At 72.0% G+C, this 25,148-nt stretch carries 22 protein-coding genes; 17 read left to right on the top strand and 5 right to left on the bottom strand.

Annotated elements, in window-relative coordinates; translation table 11 throughout:
• Positions 1 to 109: 109 nt before the first annotated feature.
• The gene (locus AB0C28_RS27845; RefSeq protein WP_358078616.1) at positions 110 to 739 is read left to right on the top strand and encodes a DUF4352 domain-containing protein; all 630 of its coding nucleotides are present in this window, start codon (positions 110 to 112) and stop codon (positions 737 to 739) included.
• Between the two features lie 44 nt (positions 740 to 783).
• Here the strand turns inward: AB0C28_RS27845 and AB0C28_RS27840 are convergent, their stop codons facing one another.
• Positions 784 to 1,470: a sulfotransferase family protein gene (locus tag AB0C28_RS27840; protein ID WP_357851025.1), complete on the bottom strand. Its 687-nt coding sequence runs from the start codon at positions 1,468 to 1,470 to the stop codon at positions 784 to 786.
• Between the two features lie 89 nt (positions 1,471 to 1,559).
• On the opposite strand from AB0C28_RS27840, the gene AB0C28_RS27835 reads away from it, so the two are divergent.
• From AB0C28_RS27835 to AB0C28_RS27810, 6 genes are all read left to right on the top strand, one after another.
• Positions 1,560 to 3,065, top strand: a complete 1,506-nt coding sequence (locus tag AB0C28_RS27835; protein WP_358078510.1) for an AMP-binding protein — start codon at positions 1,560 to 1,562, stop codon at positions 3,063 to 3,065.
• A 102-nt stretch (positions 3,066 to 3,167) separates the two neighbouring features.
• Positions 3,168 to 4,727, top strand: a complete 1,560-nt coding sequence (locus AB0C28_RS27830) for an NAD(P)-binding domain-containing protein (RefSeq protein ID WP_358078507.1) — start codon at positions 3,168 to 3,170, stop codon at positions 4,725 to 4,727.
• Between the two features lie 26 nt (positions 4,728 to 4,753).
• Positions 4,754 to 6,070 (top strand): cytochrome P450, encoded by a 1,317-nt coding sequence (locus tag AB0C28_RS27825; RefSeq protein WP_357851017.1) that lies wholly within the window; start codon positions 4,754 to 4,756, stop codon positions 6,068 to 6,070.
• Positions 6,033 to 7,364, top strand: a complete 1,332-nt coding sequence (locus AB0C28_RS27820) for a cation:proton antiporter (RefSeq protein ID WP_357851014.1) — start codon at positions 6,033 to 6,035, stop codon at positions 7,362 to 7,364. The genes AB0C28_RS27825 and AB0C28_RS27820 overlap by 38 nt, the downstream gene beginning before the upstream one ends.
• An 81-nt stretch (positions 7,365 to 7,445) precedes the next feature.
• On the top strand, positions 7,446 to 8,135 hold the full coding sequence (locus tag AB0C28_RS27815; protein WP_357851010.1) for a response regulator transcription factor: 690 nt from the start codon (positions 7,446 to 7,448) through the stop codon (positions 8,133 to 8,135).
• A complete protein-coding gene (locus tag AB0C28_RS27810) occupies positions 8,132 to 9,424 on the top strand; it encodes a HAMP domain-containing sensor histidine kinase (protein WP_358078504.1) in 1,293 nt (430 codons plus the stop codon). Before AB0C28_RS27815 ends, AB0C28_RS27810 begins: the two co-directional genes overlap by 4 nt.
• 47 nt (positions 9,425 to 9,471) lie before the next feature.
• On the opposite strand, the gene AB0C28_RS27805 is transcribed toward AB0C28_RS27810, so the two are convergent.
• The 3 genes from AB0C28_RS27805 to aceE form a co-directional block, all read right to left on the bottom strand.
• Positions 9,472 to 10,842: a hypothetical protein gene (locus tag AB0C28_RS27805; RefSeq protein ID WP_358078501.1), complete on the bottom strand. Its 1,371-nt coding sequence runs from the start codon at positions 10,840 to 10,842 to the stop codon at positions 9,472 to 9,474.
• Between the two features lies 1 nt (position 10,843).
• Positions 10,844 to 12,328 (bottom strand): glycoside hydrolase family 6 protein, encoded by a 1,485-nt coding sequence (locus tag AB0C28_RS27800; protein ID WP_357851003.1) that lies wholly within the window; start codon positions 12,326 to 12,328, stop codon positions 10,844 to 10,846.
• A 101-nt stretch (positions 12,329 to 12,429) separates the two neighbouring features.
• Positions 12,430 to 14,895, bottom strand: a complete 2,466-nt coding sequence (gene aceE, locus AB0C28_RS27795) for a pyruvate dehydrogenase (acetyl-transferring), homodimeric type (protein ID WP_358078498.1) — start codon at positions 14,893 to 14,895, stop codon at positions 12,430 to 12,432.
• A 49-nt stretch (positions 14,896 to 14,944) separates the two neighbouring features.
• Here aceE and AB0C28_RS27790 point away from each other — a divergent pair, with 49 nt between their 5' ends.
• The 3 genes from AB0C28_RS27790 to AB0C28_RS27780 all read left to right on the top strand — a co-directional run bounded on the left by AB0C28_RS27790 (position 14,945) and on the right by AB0C28_RS27780 (position 16,085).
• A complete protein-coding gene (locus AB0C28_RS27790; RefSeq protein ID WP_357850997.1) occupies positions 14,945 to 15,625 on the top strand; it encodes a GntR family transcriptional regulator in 681 nt (226 codons plus the stop codon).
• Positions 15,626 to 15,675: 50 nt separating this feature from the next.
• On the top strand, positions 15,676 to 15,870 hold the full coding sequence (locus tag AB0C28_RS27785) for a hypothetical protein (protein ID WP_357850994.1): 195 nt from the start codon (positions 15,676 to 15,678) through the stop codon (positions 15,868 to 15,870).
• Positions 15,871 to 15,935: 65 nt separating this feature from the next.
• A complete protein-coding gene (locus AB0C28_RS27780) occupies positions 15,936 to 16,085 on the top strand; it encodes a hypothetical protein (protein WP_357850991.1) in 150 nt (49 codons plus the stop codon).
• 36 nt (positions 16,086 to 16,121) lie between these two features.
• On the opposite strand, the gene AB0C28_RS27775 is transcribed toward AB0C28_RS27780, so the two are convergent.
• Positions 16,122 to 16,586: a lamin tail domain-containing protein gene (locus AB0C28_RS27775; protein ID WP_358078495.1), complete on the bottom strand. Its 465-nt coding sequence runs from the start codon at positions 16,584 to 16,586 to the stop codon at positions 16,122 to 16,124.
• 803 nt (positions 16,587 to 17,389) lie between these two features.
• Here AB0C28_RS27775 and AB0C28_RS27770 point away from each other — a divergent pair.
• From AB0C28_RS27770 to AB0C28_RS27740, 7 genes are all read left to right on the top strand, one after another.
• Positions 17,390 to 17,611: a hypothetical protein gene (locus AB0C28_RS27770; RefSeq protein ID WP_358078492.1), complete on the top strand. Its 222-nt coding sequence runs from the start codon at positions 17,390 to 17,392 to the stop codon at positions 17,609 to 17,611.
• A gap of 393 nt (positions 17,612 to 18,004) precedes the next feature.
• Positions 18,005 to 18,583 carry a helix-turn-helix domain-containing protein gene (locus tag AB0C28_RS27765; RefSeq protein WP_358078489.1) on the top strand — a complete coding sequence of 193 codons (579 nt, stop codon included), beginning with the start codon at positions 18,005 to 18,007 and terminating at the stop codon, positions 18,581 to 18,583.
• Positions 18,584 to 18,634: 51 nt separating this feature from the next.
• Positions 18,635 to 19,519 carry an alpha/beta hydrolase gene (locus AB0C28_RS27760; RefSeq protein WP_358078486.1) on the top strand — a complete coding sequence of 295 codons (885 nt, stop codon included), beginning with the start codon at positions 18,635 to 18,637 and terminating at the stop codon, positions 19,517 to 19,519.
• 78 nt (positions 19,520 to 19,597) lie between these two features.
• Positions 19,598 to 20,896 carry a sensor histidine kinase gene (locus AB0C28_RS27755; protein WP_358078483.1) on the top strand — a complete coding sequence of 433 codons (1,299 nt, stop codon included), beginning with the start codon at positions 19,598 to 19,600 and terminating at the stop codon, positions 20,894 to 20,896.
• Positions 20,893 to 21,558 (top strand): response regulator transcription factor, encoded by a 666-nt coding sequence (locus AB0C28_RS27750; RefSeq protein ID WP_357850974.1) that lies wholly within the window; start codon positions 20,893 to 20,895, stop codon positions 21,556 to 21,558. The genes AB0C28_RS27755 and AB0C28_RS27750 overlap by 4 nt, the downstream gene beginning before the upstream one ends.
• Positions 21,559 to 21,843: 285 nt before the next feature.
• The gene (locus tag AB0C28_RS27745; protein ID WP_357850972.1) at positions 21,844 to 22,614 is read left to right on the top strand and encodes an ABC transporter ATP-binding protein; all 771 of its coding nucleotides are present in this window, start codon (positions 21,844 to 21,846) and stop codon (positions 22,612 to 22,614) included.
• A complete protein-coding gene (locus tag AB0C28_RS27740; RefSeq protein ID WP_358078480.1) occupies positions 22,611 to 25,094 on the top strand; it encodes an FtsX-like permease family protein in 2,484 nt (827 codons plus the stop codon). Before AB0C28_RS27745 ends, AB0C28_RS27740 begins: the two co-directional genes overlap by 4 nt.
• Positions 25,095 to 25,148 lie beyond the last annotated feature (54 nt).

The following is a 25,148-nucleotide window of genomic DNA, read 5'->3' as shown; positions in this document are numbered from 1 at the left end:
GCATGGCCCCTATGGTCCTGCGCGACCGCCGCAGAGCTCGTATGGTCCTCCGTGGCAGCAGCCTCACGTTCAGCCGTCGTCGCCGCTCTCGTCCAATGTGGCGTTGATCGTGCTGCTCGCGGTCGGTGTCCCGTTGCTGCTTCTCAGCGGGGGCGCGGCCGTGGCGATGGTGCTGACGGACACCGGCGGGGGCCCGGTGGCCGACGGTGCGACTATGGTCATGCCGTCCCGCGAGCCGCTCGGGGACCCACCCGCGCAGGACACGACCGATCCGGCCACCGGCCCGGCGGGACAGGGCTCGGTCGGGCAGACGGGGCGAGGGCCGGTCGCGGTCGGTGAGGCGGTGACGTTGGCGGGTCGTACTCCCGGCCTGCAGATGACCGTGACCGTGAACCAGCTGGTCGCCGCGGCCACCCCGGCCTCCGACCTGCTCAAGCCGAAGGCGGGCGCCAAGCTGGTCGCCGTCCAGGTCACGATCGCCAACACCAGCCAGGCCGTCTACGGCGACGCGCCGTCGAACGGCGCCTGGCTCATCGACACCCAGGGCCGGCAGTACCGCTCCACCGTCTACGCGGTCCGCGAGGGCCAGAGCTTCGGCGGCAGCGCGACGATCAACGCGGGCGACTCGCGCATGGGGATGATCGTGTTCGAGGTGCCGGAGGGCGCGGTGCCGGCGAAGTTCCAGTTCGCGCTGGACAGCGGGTTCGCCGAGCAGAAGGGCGAGTGGACGCTGTCTTGACAGGCGTCATCGGTCCTGCGGGGCTCGGCCCGGGACAGGCGGCGTCAGCGGCCGCGGAGGATCAGGCGGGCCAGGCGGCGGGGGCGTTTGCGGCGGAAGGCCGCTCGTTCGTTGACCCGTGGGTACGGCTCCGCCGGCACCGGCACCCCGAGGAACGCGCACAGCGGCCCCCATCCGTCCCCCGCCTCGAACACCAGCAGCCGCTCGGCGGGGATCGTGGCCTTCACCTCGGCGATGTGCCGTTCGAACACCTCGATGACGTGGTCACGGTCGTCGAGGCGGCCGTCGAAGACGGGATCGACGAAGGTCGCCCTGGTCATGCGCGGGAAGAGGGCGAAGTCCGGGGCCCGCCAGGCCACCAGGCGGCTGATCATCCGGCGGTGCGGCGGCGGGCGACGCTGCTCCAGGAAGGCGCGGAAGATGGTCTCGCTGACGCTGTCGTACCAGCGGCCGGGGTCGCGGACGGTGAGGATGACCTTGGCGTCGGGGTGGTGGGCGGCCAGTTCGCGCCAGTACGCGGCGGCGGGCCAGTCGACGGCGGACCGGAACCCGGCGAACACCGCGTCCCAGTCGCGGGAGCGGCCCTCGCCGACGTCGAGCCACTGCCGCACCCGGTACGGCTCGGCGATGACGGTCGCCATGTGGTAGCAGGGCCCGAAGCCCAGGAGTTCGAGTGCCGCCTGCAGGGATCTGGTGCCCGTGCGGCCGAATCCGGCGCCGATGACCTTCACGTCAGGCTCGTCTCTGATCCGCCTCTGATGTGAATCCCGTTATATGACGGCATTGGGCAATAGGCCACTGTTGTGATGAGGAGCCGAGCATGCTCTTCCCGACCGCCCTGCTCGACGCGCTGCGGGCCGCCCCCGCGACGCCGGCGTTCGAGCACGGAGCCAGGACCGTCACGCGCGGCGAGCTGCTGGAGCTGATCCGGCGGCTGACGGACGCGCTGCGCGAGGCCGGGCTGGGCCCCGGCCGGGCGGTCGCCGTCAGGACCGAGGTGACGCCGGAGGCGTTCGCCGCCCACATGGCCGCGCACGTCCTGGGGTGCCGGGTCGTCGGCATCCGCCCCGGGTACCCGCCTGGGCAGCTCGACCACGTGCTCGGCATGGGGGTGGACGCCGTCATCGTGGACCCGGAGACGGCGACGCCACGGCTTCTCCGCACCGGGACGCCGCTCTCGCTCGGCCCCGTGCCCGGGGCGACGGACCTGCTGGCCCATCCTGTCCGTACGACCGCGTCGCCGGTCGTGGTGGCGCGGGCGGATGACGTGGCGGCGCTGACCTTCACCAGTGGGAGCACCGGCCGCCCCAAGGGCTGCGCGATCACCTACCGCGCGCTCACCGAGCACTGGGCCTGGCAGCCGCGCGTCTGGGGCCCGATGGCGGCGGCCCTCGCGCGGGGGTTCGAGCGTTATCTCCTGTTCGGCACGCTCGCGAGCATGGTGGTGCTGGAGTTCCTGGCCCCGTGCCTGCTGGGCGGGGGCACGGCGGTCATCCCCGAGGACGACGGGCGGCCGCTGTTCCCGTACGCGATCGAGCGCTACCGGATCACCGGCTCGATCATCACCGTGCCGCGCCTGGCGGCGATGCTGGAGCTGGTGGACACGGCGGACGTGTCCAGCCTGCGTGCGCTGATGGTGTCGGGCTCGCCGATCGGCCCGCGCCGGCTGGCGGAGGCGGCCGAGCGGCTCGGCCCGGTCGTCTACCAGGGGTACGGGCAGACCGAGGCGGGCAACGTCGCCATGCTCACCCCCGAGCACATCGCCGCCGGCGTCGTGGCCCCGGTCGGGCGCCCGCATCCGGGGGTCGAGCTGAGCGTGCGCGACGAGGACGGCCTGGAGCTGCCGCCGGGGCGGACGGGCGAGGTGCATGTACGCAGCCCGTACGTCATGGCGGGCTACTGGGGCGACGAGCAGGAGACCCGCGACACGCTGCGGGACGGCTGGCTGCGCACGCGCGACCTCGGCCACGTGGACGCGGACGGCTTCCTGCACCTGGCGGGCCGCACCCGCGACGTGATCATGGTCAACGCGATGGTGGTGTACGCGGGCCCGATCGAGCGCGTGCTGACCGGCCATCCCGGCGTGGCCGAGGCGTATGTGGCGGGCGCACCGGACGAGGGCACCGGGGAGGCCGTGCACGCGTTCGTGGTGCCCGCGCCGGGACCGGTGCCGGATCCGGCCGCGCTGTGCGAGCTCGTACGCGCGGAGCTCGGCGAGGACAGCGTGCCCAAGACGATCACGATGGTCCCCGGCGCGCCGGTGGCCACCAGCGGCAAGCCCGACAAACGGGCCCTGCTCGCCCAGTACGGCACAAGTGCCCCCTGAGCAATCGGGCAAGTCCCTCCGGCGTCTCTGAGCAATCTCTGATAATCACCCGCCCACACTGAGGTTGCCCTTTCAATCACTTACGTCGCAACGGAGGCGTCAGTGCCGGACAACTCCCTGGACTACCTGGTGATCGGCGCCGGCCCCGCCGGCCTTCAGCTCGGCCACTTCCTGCACGAAGCCGGCCGTGACTACCTGATCCTCGAAGCGAGCGAGGCCCCCGGCCGCTTCTTCCGCACCTTCCCCCGCCACCGCACGCTCATCTCGATCAACAAGAAGCACACCGGCTGGGACGACCCCGAGCTCAACCTGCGGATGGACTGGAACTCGCTGCTCTCCGACGACCCCGAGCTGCTGTTCACCCGCTACAGCGACCGCTACTTCCCCGCCGCCGACGACCTGGTCCGCTACCTCGGCGACTTCGCGCGGGCGCGCGGCCTGCGCGTCTCCTACGACTCCCGCGTGGTGCGCATAGAGCGGCCGGAGAAGTTCCTGGTGACGGTCGAGGACGGCACCACGTACGAGGCCGCGCGGGTCATCGTGGCGGCCGGCGTGACGAAGCCCAACATCCCGCCCATTCCGGGCATCGAGACGGCCGACACCTACGCGGAAGCCTCGACCGACCCGGCCGACTACATCGGCAAACGCGTGCTCATCATCGGCAAGGGCAACTCGGGCTTCGAGACGGCCGACAACCTGATCGAGACGGCCGCGGTCATTCACGTGGCGGGCCCCCACTCGCTGCGCATGGCGTGGCGCACCCACTACGTCGGGCATCTGCGGGCGATCAACAACGGCCTCCTGGACACCTACCAGCTCAAGTCGCAGAACGCCCTGCTCGACGGCGACGTCAGGCGGGTGGAGCGGCAGGCGGACGGCACGTATCTGGCGACGGTGGCCTTCGCCCGGGTCAACGAGGTCACCAAGGACATCCCGTACGACCGGGTGATCGTGTGCACCGGCTTCCGCTTCGACGCCTCGATCTTCGCCGCGGGCTGCCGCCCCGAGCTGGTGATCGACGGCAGGTTCCCGGCGCTGACGCCCGCGTACGAGTCGGTCAGCGTCCCGGACCTCTACTTCGCCGGCACCCTGACCCAGTCGCGCGACTTCCGGCGCGGCACCAGCGGCTTCATCCACGGCTTCAGGTACGGCGCCCGCGCCCTGCACCGCATCATGGAGTCCCGCTACCACGACGTCCCCTGGCCGGCCAGGGAGCTGCCCGCGGACCCGGCCGCGCTCGCGGCGGCGGTCGTCGAGCGGATCAACCGCACCTCGGCCCTGTGGCAGCAGTTCGGCCTGCTGGCCGACATGATCGTGCTGGACGGCGCGGGCGGGGCCCGCTATCTGGAGGAGGTCCCGTTCGACCTCCAGGGCCCGCCGGTCGGCGACCGCGGCCACTTCGCGATCACCCTGGAGTACGGTCCCCACCACGACGCGTACGACCCGTTCGACATCGCGGTCGGCCGCATCGCCCAGAGCGACGCCGCCAGGGCGCACGAGGGCCACTACCTGCATCCGGTCGTGCGCCACCACTTCCCCGGCGAGCCCGTGGCCGCCCACCACATCACGGAGAACCTGGAGAACGAGTGGAACTCCGCCGAGGTGCACGTCGAGCCGCTGCGGGCCTTCTTCGCCCGCCGCACCGCCCCGGTCCCAAGGTGAGCGTCGTACCAACCACCCCAGGGTGGATGGCGAGCCGGATCGTGGCGCTGCGGGGCCGTGTGTTCGCCCGGATCAACGGCGAGGAGGGCATCACGGTGCCGGGCGACCTGATCGGGGTCGAGCGGTTCAGGGAGATCTACGCGCATCCGGCCGCCGGCGGGCGCAGCGAGGGGGCGGCGCTGTCGGACCTGTTCTGGTACTGGCTGGCGCCCGGCCCCGAGATGCACCAGGAGCACCTGGAGGCGGGCGAGCGGTACGAGGCCGTGGCACGCGTGACCCGCGCCCTGCTCGCGGTGCCGCGCGCCGGGGCCGAGGAGCTGGCCCGCCGCTGCGCGGCCAGGGCCCTGGCGGACGTGCGCGGCCTGGTCCGGCTGCGGGACCTGATGATGCCGCTGTGGGCGGAGTTCGCGTACGAGCTCGTCTTCGCCGAGCCCTGCCCGCGCCGCGCCCGCGACCTGATCGCGGCCAACGCGAACGACGTCGTCAGCTCGCTCAAGTGCACGGGCCTGCGGCACATGCGCCGCCGCCTGCGCCTGACCGCCTACCTCCTCGACCGGCTCGGCCGGGTACGGGTGCCGCTCCCTGCGGGCCTGTCGCCCACGCAGCAGGCGTACTACCTGCAAGGGGCCTTCTTCAACACCGCCGTCGTGCAGCTGTCGGAGGCCATGGCGCACCTGCTGCTGGTGCTCGCCCAGCATCCGCAGGCGCAGGAGCGGGCGCGCGCGGGCGACGACGGCTACCTCGACCAGGTGATGGCCGAGACGCTGCGGCTCTACCCGCTGTTCGGCATCGCCCACCGCGTCACCACCGGCGACATCGAGCTCGACGAGCGCACCACGATCCCGGCCGGCTCGGTGCTCTGCTTCGACTATCCGGCGTTCCACCGCGCCGGCTTCGCCGACCCGGACCGGTTCGATCCGGGCAGGTTCGACCCGGACCGCGCCGACCGGCCGGTCAAGGAGCTCAACCACATCCCGTTCGGCATCGCGGCCAACCGGCCGTGCCCGGCCTGGCGGCTGGCGCCGATCGCCATGCGGGTGGTGGCGCGGGAGGTCCTGGCCCGTTACGTCCTGGACTCCTCCGTGTCCCACACCCGATCCCTGCCCAGCCGCGGCCCCTGCCTGCTCACCCCGCTCGGCGCCCGGCACCGTCCCGGTCCGGCGCTGGCGTACCTGCGCGTACGCGACCGCTGGGAGGACGTCTGGCGCGGCCTGACGCAGCTCGTCCTCGGCGCCTACATGGTCTGGGACGCGCGCCGGCAGCGGCTGTGCGAACGCCACTTCGCCTCTGCAGAGGAGAACCCGTATGCCCGTCCTGGCTCTGACCACCGTCGCGGCTCCTGACGCGAACCTCGCGCTCGTCCTGAAGGTCATGCCCGCCCTGGTCGTCCTGCTCATCACCGCGGCGGTGTGCGGGCGGCTGGCGCTCCTGGTGATGCAGCCGCGTGTGCTCGGCGAGATGGTCGCCGGCGTGCTGCTCGGGCCGACGCTGTTCGGCTGGCTGTTCCCCGAGGCCCAGGCCGCCCTCTTCCCGCCGGAGGTGCGCCCGATCCTGTACGTGCTCAGCACGATCGGCCTGACCCTCTACATGTTCCTGGTCGGGGCCGGGATCGACCACACCTCCAGGACGCCCGGCGAGGTGCGCAAGGCGGCCGTGCTGGCCACGTCGGGGATCGTCCCCTCACTGCTGCTCGGCTTCGGCGCCGGCCTGCTGCTGCACAGCCTGCTGTCGCGTCCCGACGTGTCGCCCTTCCAGTTCGCGCTGTTCGTCGGGGGCGCGCTGTCGCTGACCGCCTTCCCGATGCTGGCCAGGATCCTGTACGAGCGCGGCCTGGAGAACACCCCCATCGGCCGGCTCACCCTGCTGGCCGCCTCCATCGACGACGCCCTGGCCTGGTGCCTGCTGGCCGTCCTGTCGGCCATGCACCTGGGCACGGGCACCTCGAGCGCGCTGCTCACCATCGGCCTGACCGCGGCGTTCGCCGTCGTCATGCTCAAGGTGGTCGCCCCCATGCTGCGCCCCCTGGGCCGGAGCGTGGCGCGCACCGGCCGGCTCGGCCCCACCGGCGTGTACGTCGTCATCCTCGTCCCGCTCACGGCCGGCTGGATGACGGACTGGATCGGCGTGTACGCGGTCTTCGGCGGCTTCTTCGCGGGCCTGGCGATGCCGCGCGACCCCAAGTTCCGCGAGGTGCTGCACGGCCGCATGATGGAGATCGTCTCAACCCTGCTGCTGCCCACGTTCTTCACCTTCTCCGGGCTGAACACGCAGCTCGGCGGTATCGCGGGCGGCTCGATGCTGCTGGCGTTCGGGCTGATCCTGCTGGCCGGGTTCTGCGGGAAGTACTTCGGCTGCTCGCTGGCGATGCGCTGGATCGGGTTCGGCCGGCGGGAGGCGTACGCGGTGGGGGCGCTCATGAACGCCCGCGGCCTGATGATCCTCATCTTCATCAACATCGGCCTGGCCCAGGGCATGATCACGCAGGAGCTGTTCTCCATGCTCGTGCTCGTGGCCGTGCTGACCACCGCGGGCGCGCTGCCGCTCTACAAGCTGGCCCTGCCCGAGCGCCTGGAGCGGAGCGCCACGGTCGCGCCGCCCGTGCCCGCGACGGCCGACGTCCGGTCCAATTCATCGTGATCGCCGAGGTAGGGGCCGCTCTGTGGTCCGATTGAACCAGTGGACCTGGAAAATGCCGGGCGGTGGTGAAACGGTTGTGCCGTGGCTGGGACACCGGGCGCGGCCGACCTGCCCTCCCGTCGGCTGCTGCTCGTCGAGGACGACCGCGAGCTGGGAAACATGCTGGCCGGCCTGTTCACCGAACAGGGCTACACGGTCGACGTGGCGCTGGAGGGGCAGCGAGGGCTGCATCTGGGGCTGAGCCGCGCGTACGACGTGCTCATCGTCGACCGCGGCCTGCCCGCGCTCGACGGCCTCGACCTGCTGCGCCGGCTGCGGCGGCAGGCGGTCACCGCGCCGGTGCTGCTGCTGACCGCGTTCGGCTCGGTCTCCGACCGAGTCGACGGGCTGGACGCGGGCGCCGAAGACTATCTCGTCAAGCCGTTCGAGATCGACGAGCTGCTCGCCAGGGTGCGCGCGCTCAGCCGGCGCAACCTCGACCAGGCCATGCTCCTGCCGCTCGGCGCGGGCTGGCTGGACGCCGAGTCCCACATCGTCCGGCTGCCCAGCGGGGAGCAGGTGACGCTGTCGGGGCAGGAGTGCAAGCTGCTCAGCGCGCTGGCCGCCCGCCCGCGGCAGGTGCACACCCGCAGGTCGCTGCGCCAGCGGGTCTTCGACGGCGCGAGCAAGGAGTCGATCGTGGACACCTACGTCTACTACCTGCGCAACAAGCTCGGCTCGGACGTCGTGCGCACCGTGCGAGGTGTGGGCTACCGCCTGGGTGACTTATGAGCGTCACCGCGCCGGGCCGCCCCAGGGCGGCCGGCGGCGACCGGCCCAGGAGGCGCGACCCCGACCGGCGGCTGCTCGTGCGGGCCCGCCGCCGCATCACCGTGCAGGTGGCCGGCGCGATCTCCGTGATGCTGGCGCTGGGCGGCGTGCTGGTCTACTGCGTCATGCTGCACGGCCAGAGCGCCTCGGCCGGGCGCGAGCTGGCCGCCGCGGCCCGGAGCTCCCCCGTCGCGCACCCGCCGCCCTGCGTGTGGCTGTACGAGGTGCGCGCCGACGGCACCGTGCTCAGCTCCCCCGGCGCGCCCGCGGTCCTTCCCGTGCGGGCGGCACTCGGCGCGGGGCCGGCGCTGACGCGGGTGACCGCGGGCGGGCGCGACTACCTGATCCACACCCGCGCGCGCGGCGGCACGATCGTCCAGGCCGCCATGGACCTGCGCTACCAGGCCGCGGAACGGGATCGGCTGCTGCGCACGCTGCTCGGGGCCGAGGTGGCGGGCCTGCTGGCCGCGTTGCTGGTCGGCCAGGTGGTCTCCCGCCGCGCGATCGCCCCGCTGGGCGAGGCGCTGGCCCGCCAGCGGCGCTTCGCCGCCGACGTCAGCCACGAGCTGCGCTCCCCGCTGACCCGGCTGCACACCCGCGCGCAGTTGCTGTCGCGCCGCATGCGTGGCGGCACCGACCCCATCCTGCTCATCGACGAGGTGGACCAGCTCGTCGACGGCACCAGGCAGCTCGGCGAGGTGGTCGAGGACCTGCTGCGGGCGGCCAGGTTCAAGCAGCTGCGCGGCCCGTTCGGCCCGGTTGACCTGGCCGTGCTGGCCGCCGAGCTGGCCGCGGCCGAGAACGCCAGGGCCACGCTGCAGCGGGTGGCCGTCGAGGTGCGCTGCGACGGGCCCGGCGAGCCGGTCGTGCGCGGGGTTGAGTCGGCGCTGCGCCGGGTGCTGTCGGCGCTGCTGGACAACGCGCTGAGCCACACGGGACCGGGCGGGCACGTCTGGCTGACCCTGTCGAGCGGCCCCGCCTCGGTGCTGCTCACGGTCAGGGACGACGGCGCGGGCCTGGATCCCCGGGACGCCGAACGGCTGTTCACCCGGTTCGAGGGCGCCCGGTTCGGGCTGGGGCTGGCGCTCGTACGGGAGGTCGTGGACGGTCACGACGGCACGATCACCGCGGACGGGCGGCCGGGCGGCGGCGCCACGTTCACCGTGCGCCTGCCCGCCTACCGCGCCGGCGCGGACGGGGAGACACCGGAGCCGGCCTGGCGCAGGTATCACCCGCCGCTGCCCGGGTAATGGCCGGGAACGGCCGGGAGGGGTCAGGCCCTCCCGGCCGCCCGCGGCTACCTGGCCGGCACGTACTCGTAGGCGCCGGCCTCGATGCCGCCGTCCGAGCCGATCGCGACGCCGTTCAGCGCGATCTCCCCGTACGCCTGGCGGCCCAGCCCGATCGCCCTGCTGCCGGGAAGCAGCTGGAGCGGGCGGGCCGGGTCGAACTTGGGGTCTTCGAAGACGTTGCCGACGCCGTCGTCGCCGAGCTGGTACTGCGTGCCTTCCAGCACGTTGTAGGAGTTCGCGGCCCCGGTGATGCCGGGCCCGTAGGCGCTCTTCTTGGCGGCGTAGATGGCGTTCTGGGTCATGGTCAGGTGCTCGTTCGTGCAGTTGGAGTCGCAGACCACGCCCTCGGCATCCTCGTTGGGCAGGTTGACCGAGTTGTTCCTGAAGATGGTGCGCAGCACGGGGCCGTTCACGTCCACCGGCCGGTCCGGGGTCTCCTTGAACGGCCCCCGGGTGACGAGCCCTCCTCTGGTGCGCGTGCCGTAGATCTCGTTGTACTCGAACACGTTGTCCGAGACGCCGTCCGGGTCCTTGGTCTCGCCCGTCGGCTCCCTGTCGGTGCCGAGTTCGGTGAAGGTGTCGTTGTCCACCGAGGTGTTGTGGTGCACCCAGGTGCGCGAGCCCTTGAAGATCTCGACGGCCGCGCCGTCCCAGACGTAGTCGTAGCTCTGCGCGATCGAGCCCCTGATGTCGTTCCAGGAGATCTCGGAGTCGTCGCCGTGCACCAGGATGGCGAAGGCTCCGGCGTCGTCGTCGGCGTACTCCTCCCCCATCTCCTCGGCGTCGGTGTTGACGCTCATGACGTTGTTGTCGACGAAGTCGTTGGCGTTGATCGAGGTGTAGCGGGCCGGCTCGTCGATGTAGACGCCCGCCGAGGAGCCGGTGAAGTAGTTGTTCTTGAGGAAGTTGTGGTCGCCCTCGACCGTCACCCCCGACCACAGGCAGCGCTGCGCGCCCTTGACGCCGACCTGCACGTTCAGCAGCTCGATGTAGTCGCCGGAGAGCAGGACGCACGAGTAGGCGGGGCCGGCCTTGATGATGGGCCTGGCGCCGGTGCCGTAGGCGTCCACGGTGATGGGGTCGTCCGCGTCCCCGGACTTGGAGACCACCAGTTGCTCCGACCACGACGATCCGCGGCGCAGCAGCAGCTTGGAGCCGGGGGTCAGGTCTGCCGCGCCGGCCTTGGCCAGCGTGCGCCAGGCGGTCGCCTCGGAGGTGCCGTCGGCGGTGTCGCGCCCGGAGACGCTGTCGACGTAGTAGGTGGCGGGATCCGCGGCCGCGGCCGCCGGGGTGGTCATCAGGCCCGCGGCCAGCAGTGTGCCGACGGTCATGCCCGCCGCGCACGCCCTCCAGCCGGACACTCGTTCTCCACTCATGTCAGGACTCCCCGGTGATCAGGGACATGGCCAGCCTGGGGTCGAAACTGCCGGCGGGGATGTCGTCGATGAACCCGCACTCCCCGTCGGAGTCACCCGGCACCTTGACCCAGAACAGGTACTCGGCCCCGCTCGTCTGCCGCACCGGAGGAGTGCCGAGCTTGCGGTCCGGCGGGTTGCACCAGTTGTCGCCGGGGGTGTCGTCCTCGTACGGGCCCTTGCCGTTCCTGCTCGTGTCGATCACGTACTTCTTCGCGCCCACCGTGCCGGACAGGAGGCCGTTGACCGCGACCGCGTACTGCTCGCTGTCGGCGGTGGTGAGGTAATTGGATACGTTTACCGAAAAGCCGCGCGTGTTGGCGACACCCGACTCCACCAGCTTGTCCGCCATGAAACTCGGCGTCCGCCAGGTGGCGTTGGCCGCGTCGAGGTACACCCACGTGTTCGGCGCGTGCGTGCTCAGCACCTGGGTGGCGTCCAGCAACATCCGGTACTGGTCGTCGGGGTTCTTCGGCGGGTTCAGGTCCGCCACGCACGGGGCGGCGGCGATCGCGTCCGGCTCCAGCACCACGATGGCGTGGCGGTTGCCGATCGCCTTGGCGAAGTCGGTGATCCAGGCGTGGTAGCCGGCGGCGTCGCCCGCGCCTCCGCCCGAGAACAGCGCGCAGGCGTCGCGGTTGGGGATGTTGTAGGCCACCAGCATCGGCAGCTTGTCCGCGGCCTGCGCGGCGCCCACGTACGTGTCCACGGCCTTGGTGATGTCGGGGAACCAGTTGCCGAACCAGTCGAAGATCGGCTTGCTGCCGATGGCGTCCATGATGGGCCCGCTCTCGGGCCTGCCGTCGTTCTCGGAGGCCCAGCGGGCCGGGTTCGACTTCGGGTTGACGTACAGCGCGGTCGGGCGGGTCGTCTGCGTCTCCATCAGCGAGACGTTGTCGAAGCGGACGACCGGCGTGCCGCCGGAACCGCCGAGCTGGAAGGTCACCTCGGCCGCGGTGGCGCCCGCCTGGGCGGCCGTGAACGGGAAGGTGTAGCGCTTGCTCGTCGTGGTCAGCGGCACGTCCGTGGCCAGCGACTGGTTGCTGCTCGGGGTGGCGGTGTACTGGACCGTGGCCTTGGCGGTGAAGGCGGCGGTGGAGTACGCGTCGAAGGAGAGGGTGTAGCTCTTGCCCGGGTTCAGGGCGGCGGCGGTGGGCGAGGCCACCATCGCGTCCCAGGGGTTGGCCACGTTCTGCCGGACCTGGATCCGCATGGCTTGCTGTTCGAGCGTGACGGTGGTCTGCCCGAGGGCGGCCCAGGGGGCGGTGGTGGTGTCGAAGGTGCCGTTCGCGATGAGCTGGGCCGCGGCTGAAGCGGGGGCCGGGGCGGCGATGACGCCGCCGGTGAGGGTGGCGGCGGTCAGGGTCGCGGCCAGTGCCGCGCGTCTTGCCGATAACAAGCGCACGTGGTGCCCTTTCTGAGGGAAGTACGACTCGGCGATGATCATTGCCGACTCCCTCTGACACGGTCAAGCGACCGAGTCACGGGCACCCCCCGCGACCGCGAAACCCGATCTCCGGCCCCCTATGTCCGGCCCCCGCCTGCGTCTCAGCCCTCGGCCTCCTCCACCGCCTTCAGCACGGCGTCCGCGATCGAGCGCGGATCGACGCCGAAGTGCTTGCGTACGGACTCACGCGTGCCCGACAGCCCGAAGCCGTCGGTGCCGAGCGAGGTCCACGGCCGCTGGACGAAGGGGGCGATCTGGTCGGGCACGGCCCGCATCCAGTCGCTGACGGCGATCACGGGCCCCTGCGTGCCGGCCATGGCCTGGCGCAGGTAGGGCACGCCGGTGGCGGTCATCGCGTCGCGGCGCAGCTCGCTCCACGAGGTGACCGACCAGACGTCCACGCCCAGCCCGTACTCCTCCTCCAGCAGCCGCTGCGCCTCCAGCGCCCAGTGGATCGCGGTGCCGCTGGCCAGCAGGTGGGCCTGCCCGCCGCCCTCGCGGTAACGGTAGATGCCCTTGAGTATGCCCTCCTCGGCACCGTCCGGCATCGCGGGCTGCGGCATCGGCTCGTTGTAGACGGTCAGGTAGTAGAACACGTCCTCGGCCGCCGGGCCGTACATCCGCCTGAGCCCGTCCCGCACGATCACGCCCACCTCGTACGCGAACGCCGGGTCGTAGGCCAGGCAGGCGGGGTTGGCGGAGGCGAGCAGCTGGGAGTGCCCGTCCGCGTGCTGCAGCCCCTCGCCCGTCATCGTGGTGCGTCCCGCCGTGGCCCCGACGAGGAACCCCCTGCCGAGCTGGTCGGCCAGCGCCCACATCTGGTCGCCCGTGCGCTGCCAGCCGAACATCGAGTAGAAGATGTAGAACGGGATCATCGGCTCGCCGTGGGTGGCGTAGCTCGACGCCGCCGCCGTGAACGACGCCATCGACCCCGCCTCGGTGATGCCCTCCAGCAGGATCTGCCCGTCGGCCGCCTCCGTGTACGACAGCAGCAGCTCCCGGTCCACCGCGTCGTACCGCTGGCCGAGCGGCGAGTAGATCTTGGCCGTGGGGAACAGCGACTCCATGCCGAACGTCCTGGCCTCGTCGGGCACGATCGGCACCCACCGCCGTCCCGTCTCCGGCTCCCGCATCAGGTCCTTGACCAGGCGGACGAACGCCATCGTGGTGGCGATCGGCTGGGCCGAGCCCTTGGCGAGCCGGCTGAAGTGCCGCTCGTCCGGATCCGGCAGCGGGTGGTGCGTGACCGTCCGGCCGGGAAGGGGGCCGCCGAGCGCGCGCCGGCGTTCGAGCGCGTACTCGACCTCCGGCGAGCCGGGACCCGGGTGCAGGTACGGCGGCAGGTCACCGGCCAGCTCCGCGTCGCTCACGGGCAGGTCGAGCCGGTCGCGCATGGCGCGGAACTCGTCCTGGGTGAGCTTCTTCATCTGGTGGTTGGCGTTGCGCGACTCCACGCCCGCGCCGAGCGTCCAGCCCTTGACCGTCTGGACGAGGATCACCGTCGGGACGCCCTGGTGCTCCAGGGCGCGGCGGTAGGCGGCGTACACCTTGCGCGGCTCGTGGCCAGCCCGCGAGCCGCTGACGATGCGGCGCAGCTCCTCGTCGGAGTGAGGCACCTCCAGCCCGTGGAACAGCCGCTGCCTGATGTAGTCGCCGGAGGAGGCGGCGAACGTCTGGAACTGCCCGTCCGGTGTCTCCGCCAGCCTGGCCACCAGTTCGTCGGAGCGCAGCAGGTCGTCCCAGTCGCGCCCCCACAGCGCCTTGACGACGTTCCAGCCCGCGCCGCGGAAGACGCTTTCGAGCTCCTGGACGATGCGGGTGTTGCCGCGTACGGGGCCGTCCAACCGCTGCAGGTTGCAGTTGATCACGAAGGTGAGGTTGTCCAGCCCTTCGCGGGCGGCCAGGGTGAGGGCGGCCGTGGACTCGGGCTCGTCCATCTCGCCGTCGCCGAGGAAGGCCCACACGTGAGAGGCCGAGGTGTCCTTGATGCCGCGGTTGTGCAGGTAGCGGTTGAACCGGGCCTGGTAGACCGCGTTGAGCGGCCCGAGCCCCATGGACACGGTGGGGAACTGCCAGAAGTCCGGCATGGCCCGCGGGTGCGGGTAGGACGGCAGGCCGCCCTCAGGCTCCCGCCGGAACAGGTCCAGCCGCTCCTCGCTCAGCCGGCCCTCAAGGAAGGCGCGGGCGTAGATGCCGGGCGAGGCGTGACCCTGGAAGTAGACCTGGTCGTGGCCGCCGTGGAAGAAGTGGTTGAAGCCGACCTCGTAGAGCCACGCGGCCGAGGCGTAGGTGGCCAGGTGGCCGCCGAGGCCGAGCTTGCTCCCTCGGGTGATCATCGCGGCGGCGTTCCACCGGTCGTATGCCGCGATCCGCTGTTCCAGCGCGAGGTCGCCCGGGTAGGCGGGCTCGTCCTCGGTGGGAACGGTGTTGAGATAGCGGCCGCTCGTGGCCAGCCGCCGCAACAGGAACTCGGCCCGCTCGGGGCCTGCCTGGCGCCGTACGGCCTCCAGCGACTCAAGCCACTCGGCCGTCTCTTGGGGGTCCCAGTCTGTCTCCATGTATACCATTACACCCTATGATCGATCATCCGATGTGTTGAGGGGTAGGATTTCGCCCGTGAAACCGGTTGTGCGGGCTCCACTACGCGACCAGATTCGGCAGGCGGTCGTGGACGGGCTGATCAGCGGCCGTTACGCGCCGGGCGACCGCATCGTCGAGCGGCGGGTGGCCGCCGAGCTCGGCGTCAGCCAGGCCCCCGTACGCGAGGCGCTGCGCGAGCTGGAGGCGCTGCGGCTGATCGAGTCCTCGCCCAACAGGGGCGCCCAGGTGCGCGGCATCACCGAGGCCGACCTGCGCGAGGTCTACCAGGTGCGGGCGAGCCTTGAGGAGACGGCCGTCCGCCTCGGAAGTCCTGACGTGCACGCGCTGCGCCGGCAGCTGCGCCGCCTCCAGGAGGCCGCCGCCGGCGGGTCGCTCACCGACCAGGTGCGGCACGGGGTCGACTTCCATCGGGAGATCGTGGCGGCGGCGGGCAACGCCGTGCTGCTGTCGGTGTGGGAGTCACTGGGCGTCGAGGTGTGGACGCATCTGTCGATCCGGCTGTTCCGGATGCGGCCGCAGGAGAACGCTCGCGACCATGAGGCGCTGGTGGAGGCGTTCGAGCGGAACGATCCCCGGTCGGGCGACATGCTGCGCGACCACGTCCTCGCGTACGCCCCCGGGTCGACGTGCGGCGAGACCCCCGGCGGCACCGGGACGGGAACAGAGGCGGGGACTGGGACGGGGACCAACCATTGATGAGCCTCTCGTGACCCACAGTTGGCGGCCGTCTCAATACGCTACCCAGCGTGACTGACGACAGGATCCGACGCAGGCGGCAGATCAGCATCGACGGGGCGGGCATCGAACGGCGGAAGGCGGCGATCCAGACCATCGTCGACCAGGTGCCCCCGCAACCCCGCCCGCACACGGACCCGCTCACGGAGACGCCACCCCTCGTCTCCCCCGCCGCCCAGGGCACGGAGCGAACATCCCCGTCCTAGCTGCCCGAACCAGATCTCTCGGGCGCCGAGGGCTTCCATCGGGAACGGCTGGGTAGTGGGCACCCATGGCAACGGTCATGGAACGGGTGCGCGCGTACCTGCGCAGCCCCAAAGGCAGGCAGAACGTCGAGAAGGTCAAGCGGATGGCCCGCGACCCCCACACCCAGGAGAAGGCCCGGCGCTTCCTCAGCCGGTGGCGGTCGCGGCGTCACTGACCCGGGACCCGGCGGGCCGCTCTCCTGCGTTCACGCTCAGCAGATCTTGTAGTCGGCCCGCGAGGAGTCGTAGGAGCAGGAGTCGATCAGTCTGCCGGACGCGTTGCGCAGGTAGCCCGTGTCCGCGGTCTGGTTCCAGATGTAGGCGTAGGTTCCCCCGCTCCTGTTCCAGTAGCGCGTGGTGCGGGTGTCCCTGCCCTTGCCGGTCCGCACGGTCACCGTCTTGCCCGCCCCGAGAGTGAAGGCGCCGAAGGTGTAGACGTGGTCGGACCGCCTCGTCTCGTCCCGCAGGGTCCATCCCTTGAGGCTGACGGCCTTCTTCGTCCGATTCTTGAGCTGGGCGTACTCTCCGTTCAGGCTGCTGTTCGCGCCGAAGTCCGGCGAGCCGGGCGAGTCGTAGTAGATCTTGGTGAACACGACGGCGGGCGCCGCCGCGTGGGCCGGCTGGGAGACGACGGCGACGGTTAACGCGGCGGCTGCCAGCACTGAGGGGATACGCACGACACATCCTCCTGCGATGGGCGATATGCGGGAAACGATCATATTGACGATTCCGCGAGGGAATGGACCGTTCCCATATCGGTTCGATACCGCCCGCCGCCCGCGCCCGCCCGGGCTACCCGCTGGTCGCCAAGCGCTACTGAGCGCAGCGGCGCTCTTCTCCGGCGGGCGCGACGGTCATGGAACCGCAACCGGGGCGGACCCCTTGCTCTACCGCCGCGTTCAGGTCGTAAAGCGCGCCCGGACCGGCCTGCCCCGTGTGCCCGCCGCCGCGCGGGTTCCGGGCCCGGCGGAGGCGTCCGCGGCCCTTTACCGACTTCTCCTCAGGACGCGATGCATCGTGCGCCCGTCATCGGCATCCCGCTACGTACGGCGGCCGTCGTTGGTCTGCTTTTTGGCGCCGATGATCCCGTTTCTTACGATCCTCACCACACCGCGCCGGCCGTTCCCGCCGTTCAAAATTAGGGGTGCCGAGCCTTTGCCGCCGTTGGATCAGCCCGGCCCGAGCGGCGTCCTAGCGTGGACATCAAGTCCGGGCCGAGAACCGGCGTCCCGATACAGGACCCGAGTGGCCCCCCAACGCCAGCCTCAGCGGAGGTGAACTGGCATGAACAGCGCCAAGAACATCCTCGCGGCCGCCGCCATGGCGGCCTCGGCTCTCGTCGTCCCCGTGGCGGCATCGGCTCCGCCCGCAGCAGCAGAGCCCACGGCCCAGCGCACGACGTCCACGGAGACCCTCACGACGCAGCATCCCTGCCGATTCCACCGGAACCCGGCCAGGTGCCGGGCCCGCGGCCACGGAGGTGGCGGCGGAGGCGGCGGAGGTGGCGGTGGCGGTGGAGGTGGAGGCGGCGGAGGCGGCGCCAACATCGACATCAGCAACCAGAACATCGGCGGAGGCGGCGGCGGTGGTGGTGGTGGAGGCGGCGGTGGTGGAGGCGGCGGCGGTGGAGGCGGCGGCGGAGGCGGAGGCGGTGGTGGAGGTGGCGGCGGAGGCGGCTGATCTGCCGATCGACGCCGAGTAACCACACCAAGCCAAGCCGACGACCGTCCGAGCCGCACCAAGCCGGACCAATCCGACCAAACCCACCGAACCGAGCCGATCGGATCGGCTGACCAGACAGGCCGGTTGAACCCGGCCGTCCGTGCCGGCCGAACCGATCGATCCAGCAAGCCGAACCGATCGACCGAACCGACCAACCGACAGAACGAGCAACCGAACCGAGTCGAGCCGGGCCGTATCACGGCCATCTCGCCTCACCACGATTCCGCCAGAACCGGAAGACCGAGGGGGCCGCACCAGCCGCCGGTGCGGCCCCCTCCCCATGCCACGGGCCCATGCCACGGGCCCATGCCACGGGAACACCGCCGGCACCCATTGTGGATCGATTGATCCAGAAAGGTGTTACGGTGAGGGCATGGCGAGAACGCGGGAGTTCGACACCGAGGCGGCGGTGAGCCGGGCGATGGAGCTGTTCTGGACGCGCGGCTACGAGGCGACCTCGCTGCGCGACCTGACCAGCCGCCTGGGCATCGGCCAGGGCTCGCTGTACGCGGCGTTCGGCGACAAGGACGGCCTCTACCGCGCGGCGCTGGAGCACTACCGCACCACCCTGGCCGCGGTCGCCCTGCGCGACCTGGCCGAGGGCAAGGATGCCCGTTCGGCGATCCGCGCGATGCTGGTGGAGCGGGTCCGGATCGCTGTGGACAACGGGGGCCAGGGCTGCCTGGCGGTCAACGCCGCGTGCGAGCGCCTGCCCGAGGATCCGTCGATCCGGCGCGTCATCCGCGACATGCAGGACGCCAGCCGGCGGGCGCTGACCGAGGTGCTGAGCGCCGCGGCGGAGCGAGGCGGGGTCGCGGCCCGCCACGACCCCGGCACGCTGGCCGCCTTCCTCGTCACCTTCCTCAACGGGCTGCTGGTCTCCTCGAAGATCACGCCGGACGCCCGCGCCCTCGAACCCCTCGTGGAGGTCGCGCTGACCGCCCTCGACTGATTTTTCCTGCCCGCAAACTGTATCAACTGATCCAGAAAGGCTGAGAAACCCATGATGTACGAACACGACGGCAGGCCGGTCCGCACAGGCCGGGCCGGCGTCAACGGAACGAGCCTGCACTACCGGACGGCCGGTTCAGGCCCGGCCGTGGTGCTGCTGCACGGCGTGCCCAAGACCGGCTACCACTGGCGCCACCTGCTCAAGCGGCTCACGCCTCACCACACCGTCGTCGTACCTGACCTGCGCGGCCTCGGCGACTCGGCCCGCCCCTCCGGCGGCTACGACTCCGTGACGATGAGCGAGGACGTCGCCGAACTCATGGCTCACCTCGGGCACGAGAGGTACGCCGTGGCGGGCGAGGACTGGGGTGCGGTGATCGGCTACCAGCTCGCCGCCCGGCACCGCGAGCGCGTCCTGGCCCTCGTCTTCGCCGAGGCGCTGTTCCCCGGGTTCGGCTTCGAGGAGCACACCGCGCTCACCCCGGAGAACGTCGCCGGTGGCATGCACCTGTGGCATCTGGGCTTCTACTTCCAGCCCGACGTGCCCGAGATGCTGATCTCGGGGCACGAGCGCGAGCTGATCACGTACATGATCAAGAACGAGCGCACCCACCCCGACTCGGCCACTCCCGATGCCCTCGAAGAGTACGTGCGCACCTACTCCATGCCCGGCGGTATCCGCGCGATGTTGTCGATCTACCGGGCGATGCTGGTGGACGCCGAGCAGAACCGGCAGGCGGCGCGGCGGAAGCTGGACCTCCCGGTCCTGGCGCTCGGCGGCTCGGCCTTCATCGGCGAACGCAACGAGTCGCAGCTGCGGCTCATGGCGCACGACGTCACCGGTCACGTCTTCGACGCGGGACACGATCTCGCCGAGGAGGTGCCCGACGAGATGGCCGACGTCATCCTGCCGTTCCTGGCCAGAAGCGCCGCCTGAGTCAAACGAGAGGCTGGGGCGATCTGCGACCGTGGTCGGATGGCAACGGCGCCGGTCCCGTCTACGGTGGGAGGCGCCATGCCTGCTCCGCACCACTCCACCGCCACCCGGCCACCGCGTGAATCCCACCCGGCCACCCGCCTGCTGCGCCGTGCCCATCCGGCCGCCCGCCTGCTGCGCGGCATCCGTCCGGCCGTCCGGCTGCCGCTGGACACCCATCCCGTCGGACGGCTGCTCCGTGATGCTCAGCTCGCCGTCGGGCTGGCCGTGGCCGGTGTCGTCATCCTGCCGCACCTGCCCCACGCGGCGATCGCCGTGGCGATGTGCGTCCCGCTGGTGCTGCGCCGGGCCTGCCCGTGGACGGCGCTGATCACGATGTGCGTCGCCGCCGCGCTCCACGTCGTGGTGCTGAGGGACGCGACGGTGGCGGTGGTGGCCGTGCCGGTCGTCGTGCACAGCCTGGCCCGCTGGGCGACGGTCGCGGCGGCCAGGGCCGCGCTCGCGGTCGGGCTGGCCGGAGCGGTGATCGGGCCGGCCCGGTGGCTGAGCGTCCATCTCGAAGCGCCGTCCTTGGGGAGCTGGGTGACCTCGATCGCCGGCCACGGCGCCGTCGTCGTCGCCGCGTTCGTCGTCGGCCGGCGGGCCCGCGAACGCGAGGAGCTGCGAGAGCGGCAGGAGCACGAACGAGCCGAGCGGCAGCGGTCCGCGATGGCCGAGCGGGAGCGGGCGATCCGCCGCGCCGCCGACGACGAACGCCATGAGGTGGCCCGCGAGATCCACGACCTCGTGGCACACTCGCTGGCCGTCATCGCCGTGCAGGCCGAGGGCGGCCGGGCGATGGTGGCCCGCCAACCGCACCGGTCGCAGGAGATCCTCACGGTGATCGCCGACACCTCCAGGGAGGCGCTCGACGAGCTGCGCCGGGTGGTGGCGATGCTGCGCAGGCACGAGCCGAGGCCGGCCGCCGACTACCGTCCCGCCGTCGGTCTCGACGACGTCGCGGACCTGGTGGCCCGCCTCGACGACCGGGCCCTGCTCCACGTCCAGGGCGACCGGGGCGCCGTGGGCCCGCTGGCCGGGCTGACGGTCTACCGGATCGTCCAGGAGAGCCTGACGAACGTGCTCCGCCACGCCGGCCCGGCCGCCCGCGCGCAGGTCGCCATCACCGTCACCGGGCGCGAGGTCACCGTGCGTGTGCGCGACGACGGCCGCGGCGGCGCCGTGGAGCCGGGCGGCCGCGGCACGGGGCTGGTGGCGATGCGCGAACGGGTTCAGCTGCACGACGGCACCCTGACGGCGGGGCCGCGCGCGGGCGGCGGCTTCGAGGTGCACGCCGTCCTGCCGGCGCCCCGGGCGACGGGATCGGCGGCCGGATGACGCTCAGTCTGTTCCTCGTCGACGACCAGCGGCTCGTCCGCGCCGGGCTGCGGATGATGATCGAGTCGCAGGACGACCTGACCGTGGTGGGCGAGGCCGGTGACGGCGCGGAAGCGGTCACGAGGCTGCGCGGCGTCGCCGCCGACGTGGTGCTGATGGACGTACGGATGCCGGTCATGGACGGCGTCGAGGCCACCAGGCGGCTGACCCGGCTCGGGCATCCGGCGCGGGTGCTCATCCTGACCACGTTCGACCTGGACGAGTACGTCTTCGCGGCCCTGCGCGCGGGCGCGGCCGGGTTCATGCTCAAGGACGCCCGCCAGGAGGAGCTGCTGGCGGCGGTGCGCGGCGTCGCCGCCGGCGGCTCGGTCGTCGCGCCGTCCGCGACCCGGCGGCTGATCGCCCACTTCGCCGACCGCTTGCCGGGCGGGCCCGCCGCCGACGACGAACGCCTCGCGCTGATCACGCCCCGGGAGGGCGAGGTGCTCGGCGCGATCGCCTCCGGGGCCACCAACGCCGAGATCGCGGCCCGGCTGCACATGGCCGAGGGCACGGTGAAGACCCACGTCGGCAACCTGCTGGCGAAACTGGGGTGCCGCGACCGGGTCGCGCTGGTGCTCTTCGCCTTCGAGACCGGCCTGGCCACACCCGACCGCCGATAACCTCGGCCCGCGTCCCAGCGCGCCCGCTCGCGCCCGTGTGGCCCAGCGCCCCCCACGTTCTCCCCGCCTTCGCGCGTCCCTCAGCGTCCGCCCACGGCTGCCCGCGTCCGCCCAGGACCGCACCGCGTTCCCGGCGCCATCACCCTACGACCTGCGCGCTTTCGCCCTACGACCACGGTCGCAGAGCCCGTTCCGAAGTCCAGACCGTGGACAGATTCGCTTCCGCCCGCGGCTGCCTACGTTGGGCACCCGGCAACCGAATCACCAGCGACAGACAGGGCACTCATGACCGCACACAGCTCCGCCGTGGACCGTTCAGGGCCGCGGGACACGACCGCGGCGGCCGCCGCACGGGACCTCACGAAGACGTACGGCACCGGCGACACCGCCGTGCCGGCGCTGCGGGGTGTCACGGCCGACTTCGGGCGGGCGACGTTCACCGCCGTCATGGGCCCGTCCGGTTCAGGCAAGTCCACGTTCATGCACTGCCTGGCCGGGCTCGACCGGCCCACCGGCGGCCAGGCGTACATCGGCGGCCAGGACATCTCCGTGCTCGGCGACCGGGAGCTGACCCGGGTCCGGCGGGACCGGGTCGGTTTCGTGTTCCAGTCGTTCAACCTGCTGCCGACGCTGACGGCGGAGCAGAACATCCTGCTGCCGCTGGATCTCGCGGGCCGCCGGGCGGATCCCGCCCGGCTCGCCTCCGTCGTCGGCTCGCTGGCCATCGGCGACCGTCTCGGCCACCGTCCCGCCGAGCTGTCCGGCGGGCAGCAGCAGCGGGTCGCCATCGCGCGTGCCCTGGTCACGGGGCCTGAGGTGGTCTTCGCCGACGAGCCGACCGGCGCACTCGACTCCCACACCGCGGCGACCCTGCTGAGCTTCCTGCGCCGCTCCTGCCGTGAGCTGGGCCAGACGATCGTGATGGTGACCCACGACCCGATCGCCGCCTCCTACGCCGACCGGGCGCTGCTGCTCAGCGACGGCCTGATCGTGGACGAGCTGCGCGAGCCCACCGCGGACGCGGTCCTGGGCGCGATGCGGAGGCTGGCCGCATGATCACCGGCCGCCGGACCCGCTTTCCCATGGCCCGCAACGCGCTCGCCGAGTTGCGGCACAACCCGCGCCGCGTGGTCGCCGTCATCGTCGCGATCATGATCAGTGTCGGCTACCTCACCGCCTCGGTGACCGTGCTGGCCGGCGAGACGAAGACGTTCGAACGCACCATCATCGCCCGGGTCTCCGAGACGGACGTCGTGGTCACCGTCCGCACCGACGACCGGGCCGCGCAGGCCCGCCTGGTCGCCCAGGTCGAGAAGGCGGCCGGGGTCGCCTCGGCGGACCTCGGCTTCCTGTCCCGCGGCTGGGTGAGCGGCTCGTCCGACTGGATGCAGCAGCAGTCGCTCCCGGACAACCCGAAGCTGCGCTGGACCGACCTGGCCGAAGGACGCTGGCCGGCCGGGCCCGACGACATCGCCCTCGGCAACGTCACCGCGCGGCAGCTCAACCTGGGCGTCGGCGACCGGATCACGATCACCGACAAGAACACGTCCGCGACGCTGACCGTCACCGGGCTCACCCATCAGGGCGACTCGCTGCTGTCGGGGCTGACGCTCAACTCCTTCGTCGCCCCCTCCTACTACACCGCTGTGGACTCGATCCGCACGTCGGAGCAGACGGAGATCCTCGTCATCGGCGACGGCACGCTCTCCCAGAGTCAGCTCGCCGAACGGGTCGAGGCGGTGACCGGAGGCGGCGCCCGGGTGGAGACGTCCGCGGGGATGGTCCAGCGCCTCATCTCGCAGCGGACTCAGGGCGTGTACGTCTTCCAGCTGCTCCTGCTGGTGTTCGGCGCGGTCGCGCTGCTGGTCGGGAGCATCATGATCGTGAACACGTTCCTCATCCTGGTCGCGCAGCGGCGCCGGCAGATCGGGCTGCTCCGGGCGGTCGGCGGCCGGCGCGACCACATCCGGCGCGCGCTGCTCGTCGAGGCGACCGCGATCGGCGTCATCGGGGCGCTGCTCGGCGTCGGGCTCGGCGTGGCGCTCTCGGCCGTGGTCGCGGTCGTGCTGGACCAGGCGCTCAGCGTCCCGGCCGGGCAGGTGGCCGCCGTCGCCGTCGTGGGAGTCGTGATCGCGGTGCTGTCGGTGCTGCTGCCGGCGCGGCGGGCGGCCATGATCGCTCCGCTGGAGGCGCTCCGTACAGTCGCCGGGGACGCGATCGGGCGCCGGGCCTCGTTCGTCCGCCGGGCGGTGCCGCCGGCCCTGGCCGTCCTCGGGCTGGCCGGGATCGGGCTGGGTTCCACCGGCACGCTGTTCGCGCTGGCGTTCTTCATCGGCGGGTCGTTCGTGTGCGCCGTCGGGCTGCTCGCCGCGACCGGGTCGTACCTGCCGCCGCTGCTGCGCGGCCTGGGCTCCACGCTGCGTCGCACCGGCCCGACCGCGCGGCTGGCCACCGACAACACGCTGCGCAACCCGGGCAGGGCGGCCGCGACCGGCGCCGCGCTGATGCTCGCGGTCGGGCTGGTCGTCGCCCTCCAGGTCGGCGCGGAGAGCATGAAGGCGACGGCCGACGACAATCTCGACGCGCGTTTCCCGATCGACGTCACCGTGTCGATGCTCACCGGCCCGCTGCCGGCCGGCACCGTCGGCGACGTCGCCGCGATCGCCGGGATCACCGACGCCAAGGGGGTACGGTCGACGCGGGTCGCCATCAAGGCCGGCGGGAGCACGAAGCGTGTCCTGGCACAGGGTCCCGACGCCGGCGCGCTGACCACCTTGTGGGCGCCGCGCCCGCCGATCACCACCGAGGCCGTGCTCGCCGACCCGTACCTGCTCGAAGACGCCGGCATCAAGAACGGCACCCGCCTCACCGTCACCGGCCGGTCGGGATCGGTCACCCTGCCGGTGCGCGGCGACCCCCTGGCCCCCACCGACGGCCTGGTCGTCGCGCCCTCCGTGCTCGCGGCCCTCGACGCCGACGCGCCGCTCGGCGCGGTCTGGGCCAAGGCCCGGCCGGGGGCCGACATCACGGCGCTGCGCTCACAACTGCGTACCGTGGCCGAGCCCCTCACCGGCGCGGAGGTCGGCGGCGGGCTGACGGCCAAGCTCGTCTACCACACGGCCCTGGACCGGCTGCTGGCCATGTCCACCATGCTGCTCGCGGTGGCGGTGCTGATCGCGCTCGTCGGCGTGGGCAACACGCTCGGCCTGTCGGTGCTCGAACGTACCCGCGAGTCGGCGCTGCTGCGCGCCCTCGGGCTGCAGCGCCGGCAGCTGCGCTGGATGCTCGCCATCGAGGCGATGCTGCTCAGCCTGGCCGGCGCGGTCATCGGCGTCGCCGCCGGGGCGTTCTTCGGCTGGATCGGCGCGTACGCGGTCGGGGCCGAGCTGAACATGGAGAACATCCAGTTCTCCATGTCGGTGCCGCAGACGCTCGGGATCACGGCCGTGGCCGTCGTCGCCGGCATCCTCGCCTCGGTCCTGCCCGGCCGGCGCGCGGCCCAGGCGACCCCGGTGGACGCCCTCGCCGAAACCTGACCGACCTGGCCTTCACCGGGCCTCCGTCGGGGGCCTCGGTGCGGCGGACGTCCC

The sequence above is a fragment of the Nonomuraea sp. NPDC048892 genome (assembly GCF_040649735.1).
Classification (GTDB): Bacteria; Actinomycetota; Actinomycetes; order Streptosporangiales; family Streptosporangiaceae; genus Nonomuraea; species Nonomuraea maheshkhaliensis.
This window is presented reverse-complemented; position numbering and strand designations above follow the sequence as displayed.